We start from the raw sequence: 17,716 nt of genomic DNA on the forward strand, positions 1-17,716 counted from the left end.
GCTGAACGCGTTAATCCAATTTAATCCAATCTTCCAGAGCTTCGATAATCGCTTTCGCCTGGTCTTTGCTGGAAATATTGAACTTGGATTTTTGCTTGTATTCGCCGTTTTGTTTTTGGTAACGGCGAATAGTGTATTTATCGGGCCCGTATTCTTCCTTAGCACGGTTCCAATCCTGGTAACGGTACATTACCGTAGCCCAGGCACCTTTAGTCAGCACTTTCTTGTCCAGTTCCTTGACTGTCTCAATGCCGCCGTCTTCGTAGGTTACGGTTAGTTCTTCTACAGTTTCAGCCATGTTATCTCCTGACAATTACGCAATAACCGTTCAAGCAAACGGATGTTCAAGGATTATTGTTTCATCTCTGTCCGGACCGGTTGACAAGATAGCAATCTTAACGCCAACCAGTTCCTCGATTCTCTTGATATAGGCTTTGGCATTATCCGGCAAAGCATTGAAATCGGTTACGCCGGCAGTTGTACCTGTCCAGCCCGGCATGTCTTCAATGATTGCATGGCATTCTTCATATTGGTCAGCGCCTAATGGAGCCGTTTCGGTAACGCTGCCGTTAAGCCTATAAGCGGTACAAATTCCAACCTTTTCGAGACCGTCAAGCACATCCAATTTAGTCAGACAGATACCGCTCAAGCTGTTCATCTTTGCAGACTTGCGCATCGCAACCGCATCAAACCAGCCGGTGCGGCGTTTACGTCCGGTCGTGGCGCCGAACTCATGGCCTACGGTACCTAAGTGATCGCCGTTCGCATCATATAGCTCCGTCGGAAACGGGCCGTTTCCTACTCGCGTCGAATAGGCTTTGGTAATACCCAACACATAATCCAGGTCGAGAGGGCCTATGCCGGTGCCGGTAGCGGCCCCACCCGCCGTGGTGCTGGATGAGGTCACATAAGGGAATGTGCCGTGGTCCAAATCCAGCAATGCACCTTGTGCGCCTTCGAATAGTAGGTTTTTGCCTTGATCCTGGTATTGATATAAAACCTCGCTGACATCGGTCAGCATCGGCTTGATTTGTTCGCCCAATTTCAACATTTCATCCAGGCCAGACTGATAATCGATCGGATCAGTGTGGTAGTAATTAATCAGCATGAAGTTGTGGTATTCGACCAGCTCTTTGAATCTTTCTGCGAAAACTGTCGGGTTCAAAAAATCCCCAGCACGTAAACCGCGTCTAGCCGCCTTGTCCTCATAAGCAGGCCCAATACCGCGGCCGGTCGTACCGATTGCTTTACTGCCGCGGGCGATTTCACGCGCTTTGTCGATCGCTATATGAACCGGCAAGATCAGTGTACAAGCTTCACTAATCAACAATCTGTTTCTAACGGGAATACCGGCTTTTTCGAGCAATTCAATTTCTTCAAGCAAGGCGTTCGGCGATAAAACCACGCCGTTGCCGATCATGCATTGCACATTTTCGCGGAGTATGCCGGACGGAATAAGATGCAGAACCGTCTTTTCGCCCTGTATGACCAGTGTGTGTCCCGCATTATGGCCTCCCTGAAAACGAATGACGGCTTCAGCCTGCTCCGTTAACAGATCAACCAGTTTACCTTTTCCCTCGTCACCCCATTGAGTGCCGATGACAACAACATTTTTTCCCATAATTAATCCAAGCTTGCTAATGGCCTAACGACCCAGTTTTGATGATCTTGCTCTAAGACGGATGTGCACTTAAGTTCTTGTGCGGTCCCGGTTTGTCCCGGCAGTTGTTGAACAACCGCCAGTCCTTCGGCACGTAAATCCCTGATTTTTTGGTGCAGCGTTGCATCGTCTCCACAAGGAGCGAAAATCAAAGCTTGCTGTTCTTTTTGGTAAATAGCTTTGCCTAGCACCGACAATACTTTCAAGTCCGCACTAAAACCGGTCGCCGCGCGTGCACGTCCGAAAATTGCGCCAATATTGTCATAGCGTCCGCCCCGGGCAATTTCTCTGCCTACCGAGGGCACGAAAGCGGCAAAAACTACACCGGTGTGATAATGGTAGCCGCGTAATTCAGCCAAATCGAAGCTGATAGGCAACGACGGAAAGCCAGCCGTTAATTTTTCCGCAATCGCTTCTAAATCTGCTAAAGCCTGTTTGACCTCACCGTTAGCTGCTGAAAAAGCTTCTTTGGCTTTGGCAATGGTTTCTTTGCCACCATTCAATTGCGGCAATTTAAGAAACAGGGATTTTAGTTCATCATTAATACTATAACCGGCCATCAATTCTTGAAGCTCGGGCCTGGCCTTGCGCTGCAATACGTCAAACAACTCTGCTTCTTGAGCATCGGTTAATCCGGCCTGTCCTGATAATGCCCGATAGATGCCGACATGGCCCAAATCGAGATGCACGTTTTGCAAGCCGGAAATGGCCAACATTTCCAGCATCAAGCGAATGACTTCAACATCGCTTTCCTTACCGGCATGACCGTAAAGCTCGGCGCCTATCTGCATCGGACTCCTGGTTTTTTCGAGCGGATCGCCTTTAGTGTGCAAAATAGTACCGGTATAGCAAAGCCGGGTCGGCCATTCGGCATTAAGATTGTGCGCATCGATCCGGGCAACCTGCGGCGTCATGTCCGCCCTCACCCCTAGCATTTCACCGCTGATCTGATCGGTTAGTTTGAAAGTTTGCAATTCCAGATCATGGCCTGAACCAGTCAATAGAGAATCCAGATAATCTATGAACGGAGGTATGACTAATTCATAACCCCAGCAGGCAAATGTGTCCAGTATCTTACGGCGCAGGCTTTCAAGATGCTTAGCCTCTTCCGGCAGAATCTCTTCTATGCCGTCGGGCAAAAGCCAGGAATCTTTTTGTTGCATGTTTTGTATGTCCACTCAAACAAAACGCCCCGCATGCGGAGCGTTGGTTACTGGTTCCCAAGTAAAAACTTGGGAATCGTGTCTTTAGCTATTTTTGCTGCTTAAAGTACTTAAAGAAGTCGGAGTCAGGATCAAGCACCATCATGCTTGAGCTGGTAAATGTCTTCTTGTAAGCGTTCAGGCTACGATAAAAAGTAAAAAACTCTGCGTCGGAACCATAGGCTTTAGCATAGATTTCCGCAGATTTGGCATCGCCTTCACCGCGAAGCATTTCCGCATCCCGGAACGCATTTGCCATCGTCACAACGCGTTGCCTGTCGGCATCGGCCCGGATTCTTTCTGCAGCTTCGGCACCTTGCGAGCGAAACTCACGGGCAACCCGCTCACGCTCCGCTTCCATTCTACGAAATACGGAACTGCTAACCTCTTCCGGCAAATCAATTCGCATGACTTGGACGTCGACAATCTCCATACCCAAATCAGCGGCCAGAGGCTTCGCATTTTTAATCAGCACTTCGCGAATCACCTGACGGTCCGTCGACAGCAACTGTTTGATGTTCCGCTTGCTGAATTCACCGCGAAATGCATCTTTAACAATTTGATCCAAGCGTAAATTCGCTTGATCTATATCGCCGGCAACAGCCGTATAGAAAATGGTTACGTCGCCAATGCGCCATTTGACGAAAGAATCGACAATAACGTTCTTCTTTTCAGCCGTTAAAAAACGTTCAGGCTTCGCATCCATCGTTTGGATACGTTTATCGAACTTTTTGACATTGTTAATAAGCGGCCATTTAACGTGCAATCCTGGCTCGTAATCATTCTTGACGATCTCGCCTAAACGAAACTTAATGGCTTTTTCCGTTTCGCTGACGGTAAATAAACACATCATGCTGATGAACAACAATGCGCCTAATCCTACCAATATTTTATTCTGTGTCATTAGCGTCCCCTTGCGTCACGGCCGCGAGTTGAAGTTCGCACAGCGGGAGGTTGTCGTGGCACTTCAGCCGCTGACTGGGCAGGTTGTTCCGCTGTACTTTGAGGAGCATTAGGTTGTTGAATCGAGGGTTGATTCTGGATCATTTTATCCAACGGCAAATAAAGCATATTATTGCCTCCCTTAACGTCCACCAGCACGGTATTAGTCTCGCCTAATACGGATTCCATCGCTTCGATATAAAGACGCTTTCTGGTCACGTCAGGAGCTTTAGTATATTCCGAGAGCAGTTTGGAAAAACGATTAGACTCACCTTCCGCCTGAGCAATAACCTGCTCTTTATAACCTTCGGCTTCTTGAATTTTTCTGGCCGCGGCGCCGCGTGCTTTCGGAACGACATCATTAGAATAGGCTTCAGCCTCATTAATCAAGCGCTGTTCATCTTCACGCGCCTTGATAGCGTCCTCGAATGCGTTCTGTACCTGTTCAGGCGGCTGGGCGTCCTGAAGATTAACGCTGGTAATTTGGATGCCGGAGTTATAGCTATCCATAACCTCCTGAATTTCCTTTTTGATTTGAGTCACAATTTCACTGCGTCCCTCAGTCAAAACAAAGTCCATTTCACTGCTGCCGATCACACCGCGCTGCGCGCTTTCAGTAACTTGCTTCAAAGTGGCCGCCGGATTGACGATATTAAAAACAAAATCTTTTGCGTTCTTGACTTGATACTGCACCGCCAAACGAACATCGACAATATTTTCGTCTTTAGTCAGCATTAACGCTTCTTTCGGTACCGAACCAAGCCCCTGCTCAGTACCACCGCTACGATAGCCCACTTCAATATAGCGTTGCTGCTTAACATCAACAATATCGACTCGCTCGATAGGCGCCGGCAAATGCCAGTTCAAACCGGACTGAGTGGTAGCGATATATTTACCGAACCGAGTTTCAACACCCTGTGTGCCTTCATTGATAATATAAAACCCGCTTAGCCCCCATAACACTACTGCGCCTGCTGCAAGCAAACCAAGACTTTTCCATGAAGGAGTGCCGGGAGAGCTGCCATCTCCATCTTGGCCGCCGCCAAAAAAACCACTTAATTTCTCTTGCAGCGAACGCATTGCTTCGTCCAAATCGGGTGGGCCTTTTTGATCACCACGACCACTCCAAGGGTCTTTTTTATCGCCGCCAGGCTCATTCCAGGACATAACTTTGCTCCATATTGGTTACTTAAACTTTCACACATCCCGCAGGATTATTTCAACTTTCAGCAAGAGGTAATATTCCTTAAGCTTACCGATTTATGATTCGTATTCTATCGTAAATATCTATAAAAGGCGAAAGACGCAAGACCAAAGGTTCAAAACCCACTGCATTTGCGCCGGTTAAAATACTTCTTCAATTTCAACCGATTTCAGTAAGCCCAAATATTTCATATCAATTTCTACAACTAATTCACAGCCTCCAAAATCATCCGTTTTTTCGCTAATTATTCTGGCGCACGCAAATAATTTAGCTCTTATATCACCTTGATCGGGCTGCAGATAACATTTTCTTTTGACTTTAGTATTTGAAAATATTTCGGCCAGTGCTTGATAAAGCAGATCAACGCCGTCTCCTGTTTCGGCTGATAACCATACACGAACGGGATTGCCGACATCGTCACGTTCGATCCGTGACTGAACGTCATCCAGCAAATCTATTTTATTGAACACTTCAAGCTGCCTGACTTCATTTGCATTAATATCCTCAAGCACTTGATTAACCTGACAAATAGTTTCATCCCTATCATCGCTACTGGCATCAATCACATGCAGCAATAAGTCCGCTTCAGCGGCCTCCTGCAACGTAGACTTAAACGCCGCCACCAGTTCATGCGGCAAATGGCGTATAAAACCCACTGTATCGGCCAGAACAACTTCGCTGCCATTAGGCAGCTTACAGTTGCGCAAGGTCGGATCCAGCGTGGCGAATAACTGATCCGCCACGTAAATATCGGCCCCCGTTAATCTATTAAACAAAGTCGATTTACCGGCGTTGGTATATCCCACCAATGAAACCGATGGAACTTCAGCTTTTTTTCTTTTACTGCGCCCTTGATGCCTTTGTTTATCGACTTTATCCAGACGCTGTTGAATTTGCTTGATGCGCATACCCAACAACCGCCTGTCGGTTTCCAGCTGAGTTTCACCCGGCCCGCGAAGCCCGATACCACCCTTTTGGCGTTCCAAGTGCGTCCAGCCGCGAACCAAGCGGGTAGATAAATGCTGCAATTGCGCTAATTCAACCTGTAATTTACCCTCAAAGGTTTGAGCTCGCTGGGCAAAAATATCAAGAATTAATCCATTTCTATCGACCACTCGCACCCCCAAAAAACCTTCGAGGTTTCTTTCCTGACTGGGTGAAAGCGGATGATTGAATAAGACAATGTCAGCTTTATAGTCTTCAATAATATCTTTAAGCTCTTCAAGCTTACCTTTGCCGACAAAATATTTTGGATCAGGTTTTTTGCGGCTACCTGTTACCACATAGACAGGATCGGTTCCGGCTGATTTAGCCAATTCCTTCAACTCTAAAAGATCTTCCTGCCCTGAATGAAGTGCCAGATGAACAAGGACCGCTCGTTCACCTGATTCGGGACGATCAAACAACTAAATACCCCAACATGATTATGAAAGATTTTTCGTTTTCAACATACAGATAACTGCACCACACATTCATACACTCGCACGCTAACCTAATTATTCGTCGCTAGAGTCATTGTCATGCGTCAGTTTTACAGCTTTGCTAGGCACAATGGTAGATATGGCGTGCTTATAAACCATCTGACTTGATGTATTTTTTAGCATGACCACGTATTGATCAAACGAGTCAACTTTACCTTGCAACTTTATACCGTTAACAAGGAAAATAGAAACAGGTGTATGCTCTTTTCTAAGGGCATTTAAAAAATTATCCTGTAAATTTTGACCTTTTGACATCCGATTTCTCCTTATTATTTTAAAACTATTGATTAAGATAACTGCAATTACAAATCAATACAAATCAATACTCCAGTTTCAGAATATTTTTAGCTAAATTTGTGCAAATTTTAAATTATTTTTAATTTTGCTTTGCAATTGAAAGATAACGATGGGGTATATTTTTATAAATTCAAGCCGACTATCCAGGTCATCGAAATCATATTTTATACCCAGAGGGCATAAGTTTCGTATGAGCGGACAAGCTGCTCAACTCAACTTTATCCAACACGCCTATGAGGCCATCAACTCTTGGGCCTATTAAGCCTTAAAAATAGCCCGATTTAATTTTCCTCGACAACTGGAATTTTACCAATCTTGGCTTGCCATATTTTTGGCGCGACTTGATGAACTGCCCCCCCCACCGCATCAACAGCAACCGTAACCGGCATATCCTCAACAACAAACTCGTGAATTGCCTCCATACCAAGATCTTCAAAAGCAACAACACGCGATTTACGAATAGCCTTGGATACCAAATAAGCTGCTCCGCCAACCGCCATTAAATAAACGGCTTTATGTTTTTTAATAGCGGCAATTGCTTCAGGGCCTCGCTCGGATTTGCCGATCATGCCAAGCAGACCGGTTCTGTCCAGCATTACTTCGGTAAACTTATCCATGCGCGTTGCCGTAGTAGGGCCGGCCGGCCCTACTACCTCGTCGCGAACTGGATCAACGGGGCCAACATAATAAATGAATTTGTTTTTAAAATCGACGCTTTCAGGTAGAGCTTCGCCCCGCTCAAAAAGCTCAACCATGCGCTTATGCGCTGCATCCCTGCCCGTCAGCATCGTACCGCTAAGCAACAAGGTTTCACCTTGCTGCCAACTTTCCAAATCCTGTTGAGTCACTGTATCCAAATCAACTCTGCGAGCAGTAGCGCCTGCATCCCAGGTAATTTCAGGCCAATCTTGCAAACACGGGAGTTTAAACTCGGCAGCACCGCTGCCATCCAGAACAAAATGCAGATGCCGGGTTGCCGCACAGTTAGGAATGATCGCAATCGGCTTATTGGCGGCATGAGTCGGATAATCGTTGATTTTAATATCCAGAACGGTAGTAAGTCCGCCCAAGCCTTGCGCGCCAATACCCAGCGCATTGACTTTGTCGTATAACTCCAGGCGCAGTTCTTCAAGCGCATTGCGAGGACCCCGTGCAATTAACTCCTGAATATCTATCGATCCCATGCAGGCCTGCTTTGCCAAAAGCATCGCTTTTTCAGCAGTACCGCCTATGCCTATGCCCAGAATGCCGGGAGGACACCAACCCGCCCCCATGGTAGGGACGACTTTCAACACCCAGTCAACGATATTGTCTGAAGGGTTAAGCATCGCAAACTTTGCCTTGGCTTCAGAGCCTCCACCTTTAGCCGCTATTTCAACGTCAAGCGTATCGCCGGGCACAATTTCCATGTGAATCACCGCCGGCGTGTTATCTTTTGTATTGACGCGCTTACCGGCCGGATCGGACAGTATCGAAGCGCGCAGTACATTATCAGGGTTCTGATAAGCGCGCCGTACGCCCTCGTTGATCATATCGACGACACTCATGTCGGCATCCCATTGGACATTCATACCAACTTTTAAGAATACCGTTACAATACCTGTGTCCTGGCAAATCGGGCGATGTCCCTCTGCACACATGCGGGAATTGATCAGGATTTGTGCGATAGCATCCTTGGCTGCAGAATTCTCTTCCTTTTGATAGGCTTCATGCATGGCCTTTATAAAGTCCAGCGGATGATAATACGAAATATACTGCAAAGAATCGGCAATGCTTTGAATAAGATCGTCTTGACGAATGATGCTCATCGGGAGTTCCCTGCTTACGGTTACTAATAATTATTATACCCAAAGGGCAGAAGTTTCGTTTGAGCAGACAAGCTGCTCAACTCAGCTTTATGACTGCGAGGCCAGCATACTACTGAATAAAGATTGAATTTAATCAATTCAATCTTTATTTACCCAGGGCATTAAAAAACGGATTGTCATCCAAGACAAAACCGGCGGCATTCCTGTGCCCTCCCCCTCCGAAACTTAATGCTAGGTGCCCTACGTCGTAATCGCCGATCGAGCGAAGAGAGAAAGTCCACTTTTGTTTTCTTCCATCGTATTGATACGTCATGCCAAACGTGCCTGATTTCTCAGCCAGCACGTGCCCAAGATCGCTTGCAAATAATGACGGCGCATTAACGGCAAGACCTATTCGCCCTGCTACCGAAACACTATGCGCCGATTTGGCGAGCCTAAGCACTATTCCTGAAAATTGTTCAACTTGTATGCGCCCTATCGCCAACAATTCCGTCAAATCGAGTGAGCCAATTTCAGCAAAAGGAATAGCCATTCTCTCATAAAGCGCGGTAGTAATTTCGCGGGTTCCTTCCAACTTAAAGCGCCAAAGATCACGATCTTCAATATGTAATAGAATCTTAGGCGGTTTCAGATCATGGAAAAAATACTGCCAGGCTAAAACGCATCCACTCCGCGATAAATCAAAGTTCATTGATAAATTTTTAGGAAGCGGCTGAGTCTTAAAAAAGCTATCGCATTGTTCCATGGCGGTCATATGGTGATCGATCAGAATAATCCGGCCAGCTTTCGCCGAAGCGTTGACCAATAGCTGCGGAGGATAGGAATAATCCAATATATACAGTATTGCCCCCGGTTCAAAATCGGGCAAATCGTCACCATAGCGAGCCGGAATATAGCGAACTTGGTTACCTAACTTGCAAAATGCACTCCATGCTGCGCCTAGACCATCCAAACAGTCGGCATGATAAATAACTAAAATTTCATGAGTTTCTAACATGCTTTTAAAAGTCCCCAATGTACAATATGAGCCAAGAGCTATTGTTACCCAGCAATTCAGGCCTTTATTTTACACGACCTAAGCTCTAATCATAAATGTACATGCCGATTTTCTGGGATCTAATGTTAAAAACAGTTTAAAAATTCTGCCGCGTTGATAATGGCGAAGCGAACAATTGAGGCGTCGTTACAACGCGTCAAGAAACTTTGATTAGCCCAGGGCTTTGAGTGCGGCTTATCCGACCATGTACGAACAGATTCCTTAACCTGCCGCCGGCTATGGCTTAAGCCTATTGAAGATGAGATGTTTTCTTGGTTATTCAGTATTTCAGATTAACCGCGTTTATTTGTTTTAGCACCGTGACTCAATGGCGATACTCCTTCGTTACTGCTCAGAGGTGTTATTTCTACAGAGCCTAGCCCACTGATACCGAGCTCTTTTGCAGCAGCGTAAGATAAATCCATATCTCTTCTGCCATGAAAAGATCCGCGATCATTGATACGAACAACAACACTACGATGATTTTTCAGGTTGGTGACTTTAGCATAAGATAAAAGCGGCAATGTCTTATGTGCCGCCGTCATAGCGTACATATCGTATTTCTGGCCGCTGGCCGTCTTCTTACCGTGGAATTCAGGACCATACCAAGACACCATACTTTGATGATTATTTGATCGATGTCCGGATTTACGAGCTTTTACTACAGAGTGTTTGGAAGCTTTATGAGCCGAATGATGGCCGGATGCTTCGGCTGTTCCAATTGGGTCAACAAAATAACTGGAAATTAAAAAAACAGGAACTGCTAGCATGATTTTATTCATAGGATAGAGCCTTTTTTATTTAAATCTGGCTCAATTCTAACTTAACAAATCTTAAGCCCAGCTTAAGCACATAAAATCAATACCTTGCAGAAAAGCTCTTTTCACAGCATTCAACTTAAAGTTTTTTATTAATTAAACTCACTAGTACTCAGTCATTTTTATAATGTCGGGTAAAGTTTTTTCAATTTTACCCGAGCCTCCTCAGTGGAAAATCGCCATTCCATCGGCCGTGCGCTAGCATTGCGTTGCTGTTGCCATACCGCGATTTCCGCTTTTAAAGTGTCCCGGTCGGGTAGTCGCCGATCCAGACCTTGACGGGATAAGATGCTCAATTCGATTTCCGCCATGTTTAACCAACTCCCATGCTTAGGCGTATAGTGGAACTCCAGTTTCTCCATGAGCCTTCGCGCTTCCTCAGGCGGAAAAGCCTTATAAAGTGAAGCGCCGCTATGCGTGTTCAAATTATCCATCACTAAAGTGATGCGCTCAGCATGGGGATAGCTTTCATCAACCAACTTGCGGATTTGCTGCGCCCAATCCACGGCGGTCCGTTGATCGGTTACGGCCACCTGCCGTTTTCCGGCTAACGGTTCAAAGAACATAAACAGATGACTGACGCCGTTGCGCTCATATTCCGTATCCTGCTTTTCGAGGGTTCCCGGCTTTGCCGGTAGCGGTGGACGCACTTCTCTAACCTGTGGTTTACTGCTTTCATCCATGCAAATCAACGGGGGCGTCTTATCGTAGACACCTGGGTAAACCGTCAGCACCTCTTCCATCGCACAGACAAATCCGGCATTGTCTTTAGCCGGGATACACCATTCTTTATTTCGCCAGGGTTTCAATTCATTTTTTTAGCGTCTGGCGAATCGTTTCGTGAGAGACGCTTTCCACATAGCTCAGTTCTACCATGCGTTGCCCCAATAAACGTAAGGTCCAGCGACTTCGACCTTCGGGCGCCTCTCCACAGGCTAATGCGATGAGATGAGCTTCGTTTTCACCGTCAATCACTCGCCTTCTCACCCGCGCCGGCGGGGCTCGGTTTAAGGCAGGCTCTAAGCCTTCGTGAACCAATCGCTCCCGTACGCGTTCAATGGTTCGTATGGAAATCCCAAAGGCTTCACTGATTTGTTGATCGGTCCAATGGGCGCCCACTTCACTGATATCAGCTTTAAGCAATATCTCAGCATGACGTCTTTGATGGGCGGGGACTTTTCCCTTGTGAATTAAACGGTCTAAATAAGCATGCTCTTCTTCCGTTAAGCGGACTTGATATTTCTTTGCCAACTGCGGGTACCACTTCAAGATAAAATCTTTCCTATGGGGACTGCAAACCGACATAACAAGAATGACCGAGTACTAGTATCATATGATTTTAACTTTTTAAAATTTCAATCCCATACTATGAACAACTACGAACAAGGAAAAAAAGCCAGACGCGTTGCTTCGGTGATTTATCTGCTAATAATGACAGTAATTATGACTGGAACTTATCTGTCGCAGCAGCAAAAAGAAGCCGCCAATCAAACTTCGCAAAACTCACCAGCGCATTAAACTCCACACTGATCTAACAATACCCCTCCGTAATCGGCAACAACAAGATTTTCATCCTCAAAGCTAAAGCAGCACTTAAGCACAGCTTTAGCTTTAACACCAATGCATTTATCCGAGCCGATTAGCTAAACCAATCGATCCCTAAATTTCTCATCAAAACCAAGTTCCTAGGCGTTATTTTGAAGCTTTAACGCCAATTTACTTAAAGCAGGAAGGACAATAAACGTACAAACCATGATCCAAAATATTCCCATGGTAATAATCAAACCCATGCTGGCGATGCCCTGATGGGGTGAAAACGCCAATCCGGCAAAACTGGAAGCGGTGGTCAATGCGCCGTAAAACATAGCCCTGGCAGTACTGGACTGATAAATATTCTGCTTTTCGGATAGCGAATGATGTAACTTTTCAACCATATGAATGCCGTTATCCACCCCCAAACCCAGCAACAACGGCAAGGCGATAATGTTGGCGAAATTAATCGGCGTATTAGTCAGAACAGCACTCGCCATCGTAAACAGACCTGCCAATATCAACGGCGTCATAACCAACACCGTATCTAAAATATTGCGCCGGATAACAAACAACAGCAGAGCGATAGTTATCAGCGCGATCATAATAGCTTGCTGAAAGGCCGCAACAACCTCTTTCATCGACTCCCAATACATAATAGGCAAATCAGTGGTTTCAGGCGCAACGGATTGTACCTCGGTAATAAATTCTTCCAGATTGGCTAGGTCGTTCACGTCTTTCTTAGGAAATATCTGGATACGGTATGAACCGTTCTTACTCAACCACCTGTCCTTGATGTCTGCCGGCAAATCGCTCAGCGTAACTTCTTTCGCATTGAAGCCTGCCGATAGCTCGCTCATAATGCTCGGCAACGTGCCGAGCAAAGCGGTCTGGATATTTTCAATAAACATGCGCCGACTGGGCTGTTGCCGCTCATCAAGTTCGACCAGAATATCCTGTAGTTCTTTTTTAAAATTTGTCAACGCAATACGCTCACGGTCATTGGTTTTCTGAGGCAAGACAGCGTCGATAGCTTTTATCAGCCGGTTAATGCCGGGAACCGGGTCGGGGTCGGTTTGTAGCGCCGGAAAACTCTGCATCTGAGCACCGAGCATCAGGGTCATTTCTTCAATCAAGGCCAGTTTTTCACCCTGGTCGGTAGCCAGAAAATCAAAAAGACTGACTGTTTTATCCACCGACGGCAACTTTGAAATCTTTTCCTCCAAAACTTTGGCGCTGTTTTCATCCTTGGCCAAAACAGTCAAGGTCATCGGCGTGGTTTCCTTGTTTTTCATCAAGTTTTTAAAAGCAATAACCGATTCGGTGTTAGGATCGCGAAGATTAATAGGGTTAAAATCAGTCTTCACGTTAAACGTCAGCACAATCGAAGCGACAGCGATAACAAAAGTTGCGATCGCAATCGGCTTGGCATAATGGAGCGGACAAGCCGCCAGTTGTTGCGACAGCTTTGTAAATCCATCCGTTTTTTGCTCATTCACCTCCGAAAACTTTGCCGGCGCCGGAATAACTTTTAACAGCGCAGGCAACGCAATCAACGTAATCAACAAACAGATAAACAAGCTGGTGCCAGCCAACAGGCCTAATTCGGATACGCCTTTGTAATCGGTAGGAATAAACGCATAAAGCCCGATGGATGTGGTTCCTGCGCACAATAATAACGAGGGAGCCGTACTTATTACCGTGCTTTTTAGCGCCAGACCTTTATGAACATGGTGACTCAGATTGTCCCGGTAGCGTAGACAGAAATGAATTGCATATTCGACGCCCAAACCGATATTGGATACCGCAAAAGCCACTGAAATCAGGTTTAATTCTTTTACCGAAAAAGCGGCGAAGGCTCCGCAAAAAAGCATGCCCAAGGTTAGCGTAATTAATGTAGCTACCGTCAACAAAACCGAGCGATAGGCAACCAATAAAATAAATAGCACCAACACAATGGAAAAAATACTGGCGGTAAAAGTACCGGTGCTCATGCCGGACAATTCATCATCTTCAAGGCCGACTTCACCGGTAATCCAAACTTTAACCGTCGGCAGATTGGGCTCCTGAACTTCTGCAACGGCTTTGCGGATAGATTCAATCGCATTTTCCGCAGGGCGGATCTGCGTAAAATCAAACTTGGGCGAAACGATAATAAAACTGTTGCGCTCATGCATTTTCTTATCGCTGATCAGCGACTCCCAAGACAGTAAAGCGTTTTCGCCGTTAAGCGCTTTATGCAAAATCGAACTCACTTTCTCAATCAACGAGGTCAGGTCGATAGGGACGTCCTGAGCCTTGTCAGTGGACGTTAGCGCATCTTCAAAAATCGAAAAAAAGCCGGTTAAATTAGGTTGCTGGGCAATTCTGCCGATAAACGGCTGGGCTTGCGATAGATTGTTGGATAAGCTCTGCAATTCGTCGGTTTCAAGATAAAGCAAACCGTTATGACGAAAAAATTCGTTATCGTTCGGAATATAAGCCGACTTAAAATGATCCTTGTCCGCATTAATCAAACGCAGCAATCTCTTAGCCGCCGATTTAGTCAGCTCAGGCGAATCCGATTCGACAACCAATAGCAGTGTATGCAAGTCCTGCGCAAAAGCTTTCTCGTAATTGCGGCGATTTTGCTGGAAAGGCGCCTCTGGAGCTACCAATTCGGCGGTATCGGTATTAATACTCAAATGATCCGCTGTGTATTGCAAGGCCAAAATACTCAGCAGGGTCACCACCAACAACACTATCAGCGGCCTGCCTAAAGTGACGTTTCCCCAGCGTGAAAAAAAACGATGACTACGGCTTTCTATCGACATAAGGTTAGGCTTCGGGCATTAATGTATAGTGAGAGTAGTCAAAGCGTTCAAAGCTTCACTTCGGGATTCGGTAAGTTCGCTGCCCTGCAACTCGATAAACAGTGCCGGGATTTTTGCTGTATTGGCGGCCGCCATACCGTCTTTTTGACCCAAACACAGCAGCGCGGTAGACCAAGCATCGGCAACGGCTGGATCTGCAATCAGAACCGTGGCGGAAACCAGATTATGGGTAACAGGCTTTCCGTTACGAGCGTCGAGTATGTGGCTGTAACGCTGTCCATGGTCATCGAAATAATGACGGTAAGTGCCGGAAGTCATCACCGCAACCGGAGAATCTTTAGGCATCGTAACAACCTTATGCATCGTCCGCTCGTCCGGCAGCGGCCTTTCCACAGCAATCCGCCAAGGCTGCTGCCCCGGCTTATAGCCGTTGGTTTTTAATTCGCCGCCAATCTCGACCAGATAATTACTTATACCTTTTTGCGCAAGAACGTTACTGATTCGCTCCACGCTATAGCCTTGGGCGATAGAGGATAAATCGACTTTCAGATCGGCCTGTTTTTTGCGCAGGTGCGTATCATCCACGATTTCCAGTTTTTCCATACCGATTTGTTTCAACGTAGTAAAGATGGTTGAATCTGTAGGAATATTCAGTTTATCGCCGCGAAACCCCCATAAATCGAATAACGGCTTAATCGTTAAATCATAGCAACCATGGCTGGCCTGATGTACGACCTGTGCGATTTTAACGAGAGATACGATCTCGCTGCCCACTTCCTGACTGTCAGTAGTCTCGACGCTGTTGAACGTTTCGATAACCGAATCGGGGCGATAATTCGAAAGCAGTTTATCGATGACTGTAAATTCGTTTTCGACGCTGGTTTTGATGTCTTTTGTGTCTACCGGCGATTCAGTCCAATAGCTGATATGGTAAGTCGTGCCTTGAGCAGCACCCTCAAACTTTTGAATGGCCGGTTCCGAACAAGCCGCCAGCATAATAGAAAGAAAGCAATAAACAAAACAAGTACGTCTTGTAAAGCCGGATAATTTCGTTGTTGTAGCTCGTAGATTAATCATCCATGCCTGCCGTTTTTTATCATCACAAATAAATAATAAACTTCATAAAAAACGCGGTGTATCTTTACAAACAAGAGCCTGAAAAGATCAATCTCCGCGCCGTAGTTGAACTTGTTAAATACCGTATTTAACAAAACCGCGTATTATAATCTCAAAACGTAAAGGCTTTTTGAAAAATGAGTTTTATGCTTACAACAATGGCTTTCCTGTGTAGTTTATAAAAACCAACTTGGCGCCAGCTCTTTTATATCCTGCTTAAAAACCATGAACAGCACGACAACAACTTGTACTGATTCAAATTATCTTTAGGATATAGACTACAATGATTCTCGATCCCGACATCTCGTAAAAATCTGCCGATTCGATTCCTGCAAATTCGCCGAATCCCCATCAATAGGAATTTTTCCATCATTATGTTCTGGAACATTTTCAAAAAAAGAGCGCCCAAAAAGACGCCGAGCAACAATAAATCGAATTTTTCACTTATCCGTAGCAAGACTCCCCCTCCAGCAAAGAACATCAGTATTCCAGTCTCTTTTTTACAAAGATTGATGCCGGTCTCTCAATTACTAAGCGAAAAAGAAATCCTGAAATTACAAATTACCGCAGCTAACTTTGCGCCTGGAGCCATCGTTTTTAACAGGGGGACGGAAGTAGACTCACTGATATACCTCATTAAAGGCAACATTTTCATGGAAGCCGATAATGGTTCCGAACTTGAAATAAACGCCCAAACTTTTAAATCCCTCTATCCATTGTCCGCAGGCAAATTGCACTATTTCACTGCAATTGCCGGTTCGGACGTGACCGTAATCCATATTCCCAAAACCATACTCCAGCCCGGCCAACACACTATTGCGCCGCTGAATAAGGCACTAAAATTCTCCGAACGCCTCAACGACAATCCTTTCTTTAAACATTTTTATCAGCACGTTACTCAGGGAGAGCTTAGCACCCCAAACTTTCCCGATATTGCAATAAAACTGCGCGAAGCCATTCACCAAGACCGCAACACCGCAGATATTGTTAAAATTATTAATATGGATCCGGTTATTTCCGCCAAACTGATTCAAGTCGTCAATAGCCCCGTCTATAGAGCGGCGAACCCTATCAGCAATTGCTTCGATGCAATCAACCGCTTAGGATTGACAACTACGCGCAATCTGGTGACTGCATTTAGCATGAACAATCTGATTAAAAGCCAACATCCTTCCATAAAAAAATTGGTTCAGACTACCTGGTTACGGAGCATCAAAATTTCCAGCATCAGCTATACCCTGGCCCAACTAACCCAAAAAGTGGATCCGGATGAAGCACTGCTCGCGGGACTGCTGCATAATATCGGCGTACTTCCTATTTTGACTTTTGCCGACAGCCTGCCGGAAGGTGCTTATCAATCAACCGATGTTGATCTTTGCATCAACGAAATGCACGGCCAGATAGGCGCGATCATTCTGGAAAAATGGGAGTTTCCGGAGAACTTAAGACAAATCCCCTTGCAATCCTCGGACTGGTTTACAAGCACCACTGAAGACCTGAATTTAAACGACATCGTATTGCTGGCAAAATATCATTACACCCTACACTCCCCTGGAAAAGCCGAACTGCCGTTAATCATCACACTACCGGCTTTCCAAAAGCTTGAAAACCAACCATTAACCCCGGAAATGTCTCTTCAGGTATTGCACGATGCAAAACAACAAATCGAACAAACGATGAGCTTTTTTTCGCATTAACAAAAATAATTAACTGTCGGAGTCGGCCATACCTGAAAGTGATAAACACCAAAATCAAGCTTGAGCTTTTTAGATATACACGATAATATTGATTCAACACTACATTGGAGGC

General features: G+C 45.6%; 15 protein-coding genes. 2 read left to right on the forward strand and 13 right to left on the reverse strand.

Annotated elements, in window-relative coordinates; all coding sequences use genetic code 11:
* Nucleotides 1-10: 10 nt before the first annotated feature.
* The 11 genes from EKO24_RS02515 to EKO24_RS02565 form a co-directional block, all read right to left on the reverse strand.
* Nucleotides 11-298: a hypothetical protein gene (locus tag EKO24_RS02515; RefSeq protein WP_127027128.1), complete on the reverse strand. Its 288-nt coding sequence runs from the start codon at nucleotides 296-298 to the stop codon at nucleotides 11-13.
* Between the two features lie 30 nt (nucleotides 299-328).
* Complete coding sequence (locus EKO24_RS02520; RefSeq protein ID WP_127027129.1) at nucleotides 329-1,621, reverse strand: adenylosuccinate synthase; 1,293 nt, start codon at nucleotides 1,619-1,621, stop codon at nucleotides 329-331.
* Between the two features lie 2 nt (nucleotides 1,622-1,623).
* Nucleotides 1,624-2,823 (reverse strand): ATP phosphoribosyltransferase regulatory subunit, encoded by a 1,200-nt coding sequence (locus EKO24_RS02525; protein ID WP_127027130.1) that lies wholly within the window; start codon nucleotides 2,821-2,823, stop codon nucleotides 1,624-1,626.
* An 88-nt stretch (nucleotides 2,824-2,911) separates the two neighbouring features.
* Complete coding sequence (gene hflC / locus EKO24_RS02530) at nucleotides 2,912-3,766, reverse strand: protease modulator HflC (RefSeq protein WP_127027131.1); 855 nt, start codon at nucleotides 3,764-3,766, stop codon at nucleotides 2,912-2,914.
* The gene (hflK, locus tag EKO24_RS02535) at nucleotides 3,766-4,971 is read right to left on the reverse strand and encodes an FtsH protease activity modulator HflK (protein ID WP_127027132.1); all 1,206 of its coding nucleotides are present in this window, start codon (nucleotides 4,969-4,971) and stop codon (nucleotides 3,766-3,768) included. The genes hflC and hflK overlap by 1 nt, the downstream gene beginning before the upstream one ends.
* A 177-nt stretch (nucleotides 4,972-5,148) precedes the next feature.
* Nucleotides 5,149-6,414 carry a ribosome rescue GTPase HflX gene (gene hflX, locus EKO24_RS02540; protein WP_127027133.1) on the reverse strand — a complete coding sequence of 422 codons (1,266 nt, stop codon included), beginning with the start codon at nucleotides 6,412-6,414 and terminating at the stop codon, nucleotides 5,149-5,151.
* Between the two features lie 90 nt (nucleotides 6,415-6,504).
* Complete coding sequence (gene hfq / locus EKO24_RS02545; protein ID WP_127027134.1) at nucleotides 6,505-6,744, reverse strand: RNA chaperone Hfq; 240 nt, start codon at nucleotides 6,742-6,744, stop codon at nucleotides 6,505-6,507.
* 323 nt (nucleotides 6,745-7,067) lie between these two features.
* Nucleotides 7,068-8,594 (reverse strand): fumarate hydratase, encoded by a 1,527-nt coding sequence (locus tag EKO24_RS02550; protein WP_127030351.1) that lies wholly within the window; start codon nucleotides 8,592-8,594, stop codon nucleotides 7,068-7,070.
* Between the two features lie 145 nt (nucleotides 8,595-8,739).
* Nucleotides 8,740-9,609 carry a DHH family phosphoesterase gene (locus EKO24_RS02555; RefSeq protein ID WP_241674371.1) on the reverse strand — a complete coding sequence of 290 codons (870 nt, stop codon included), beginning with the start codon at nucleotides 9,607-9,609 and terminating at the stop codon, nucleotides 8,740-8,742.
* A gap of 314 nt (nucleotides 9,610-9,923) precedes the next feature.
* Nucleotides 9,924-10,412: a septal ring lytic transglycosylase RlpA family protein gene (locus EKO24_RS23380; RefSeq protein WP_127030352.1), complete on the reverse strand. Its 489-nt coding sequence runs from the start codon at nucleotides 10,410-10,412 to the stop codon at nucleotides 9,924-9,926.
* A gap of 158 nt (nucleotides 10,413-10,570) precedes the next feature.
* A protein-coding gene (locus tag EKO24_RS02565) for an IS630 family transposase (protein WP_127030353.1) occupies nucleotides 10,571-11,753 on the reverse strand; the annotation gives its coding sequence in 2 pieces (ribosomal slippage) (nucleotides 10,571-11,267 and nucleotides 11,266-11,753; 1,185 coding nt in all).
* 63 nt (nucleotides 11,754-11,816) lie between these two features.
* Here EKO24_RS02565 and EKO24_RS22610 point away from each other — a divergent pair.
* Nucleotides 11,817-11,966 (forward strand): hypothetical protein, encoded by a 150-nt coding sequence (locus tag EKO24_RS22610; protein ID WP_162853320.1) that lies wholly within the window; start codon nucleotides 11,817-11,819, stop codon nucleotides 11,964-11,966.
* Nucleotides 11,967-12,133: 167 nt separating this feature from the next.
* On the opposite strand, the gene EKO24_RS02570 is transcribed toward EKO24_RS22610, so the two are convergent.
* Nucleotides 12,134-14,791 carry an MMPL family transporter gene (locus EKO24_RS02570; RefSeq protein WP_127030354.1) on the reverse strand — a complete coding sequence of 886 codons (2,658 nt, stop codon included), beginning with the start codon at nucleotides 14,789-14,791 and terminating at the stop codon, nucleotides 12,134-12,136.
* Between the two features lie 18 nt (nucleotides 14,792-14,809).
* Nucleotides 14,810-15,868, reverse strand: coding sequence for an FAD:protein FMN transferase (locus EKO24_RS02575; RefSeq protein WP_127030355.1), 1,059 nt, complete (start codon nucleotides 15,866-15,868; stop codon nucleotides 14,810-14,812).
* Between the two features lie 692 nt (nucleotides 15,869-16,560).
* On the opposite strand from EKO24_RS02575, the gene EKO24_RS02580 reads away from it, so the two are divergent.
* Nucleotides 16,561-17,604 (forward strand): HDOD domain-containing protein, encoded by a 1,044-nt coding sequence (locus EKO24_RS02580; RefSeq protein ID WP_241674372.1) that lies wholly within the window; start codon nucleotides 16,561-16,563, stop codon nucleotides 17,602-17,604.
* The last annotated feature ends 112 nt before the right edge of the window (nucleotides 17,605-17,716 follow it).

The sequence above is a fragment of the Candidatus Methylobacter oryzae genome (assembly GCF_003994235.2).
GTDB classification, from domain to species: domain Bacteria; phylum Pseudomonadota; class Gammaproteobacteria; order Methylococcales; family Methylomonadaceae; genus Methylobacter_A; species Methylobacter_A oryzae.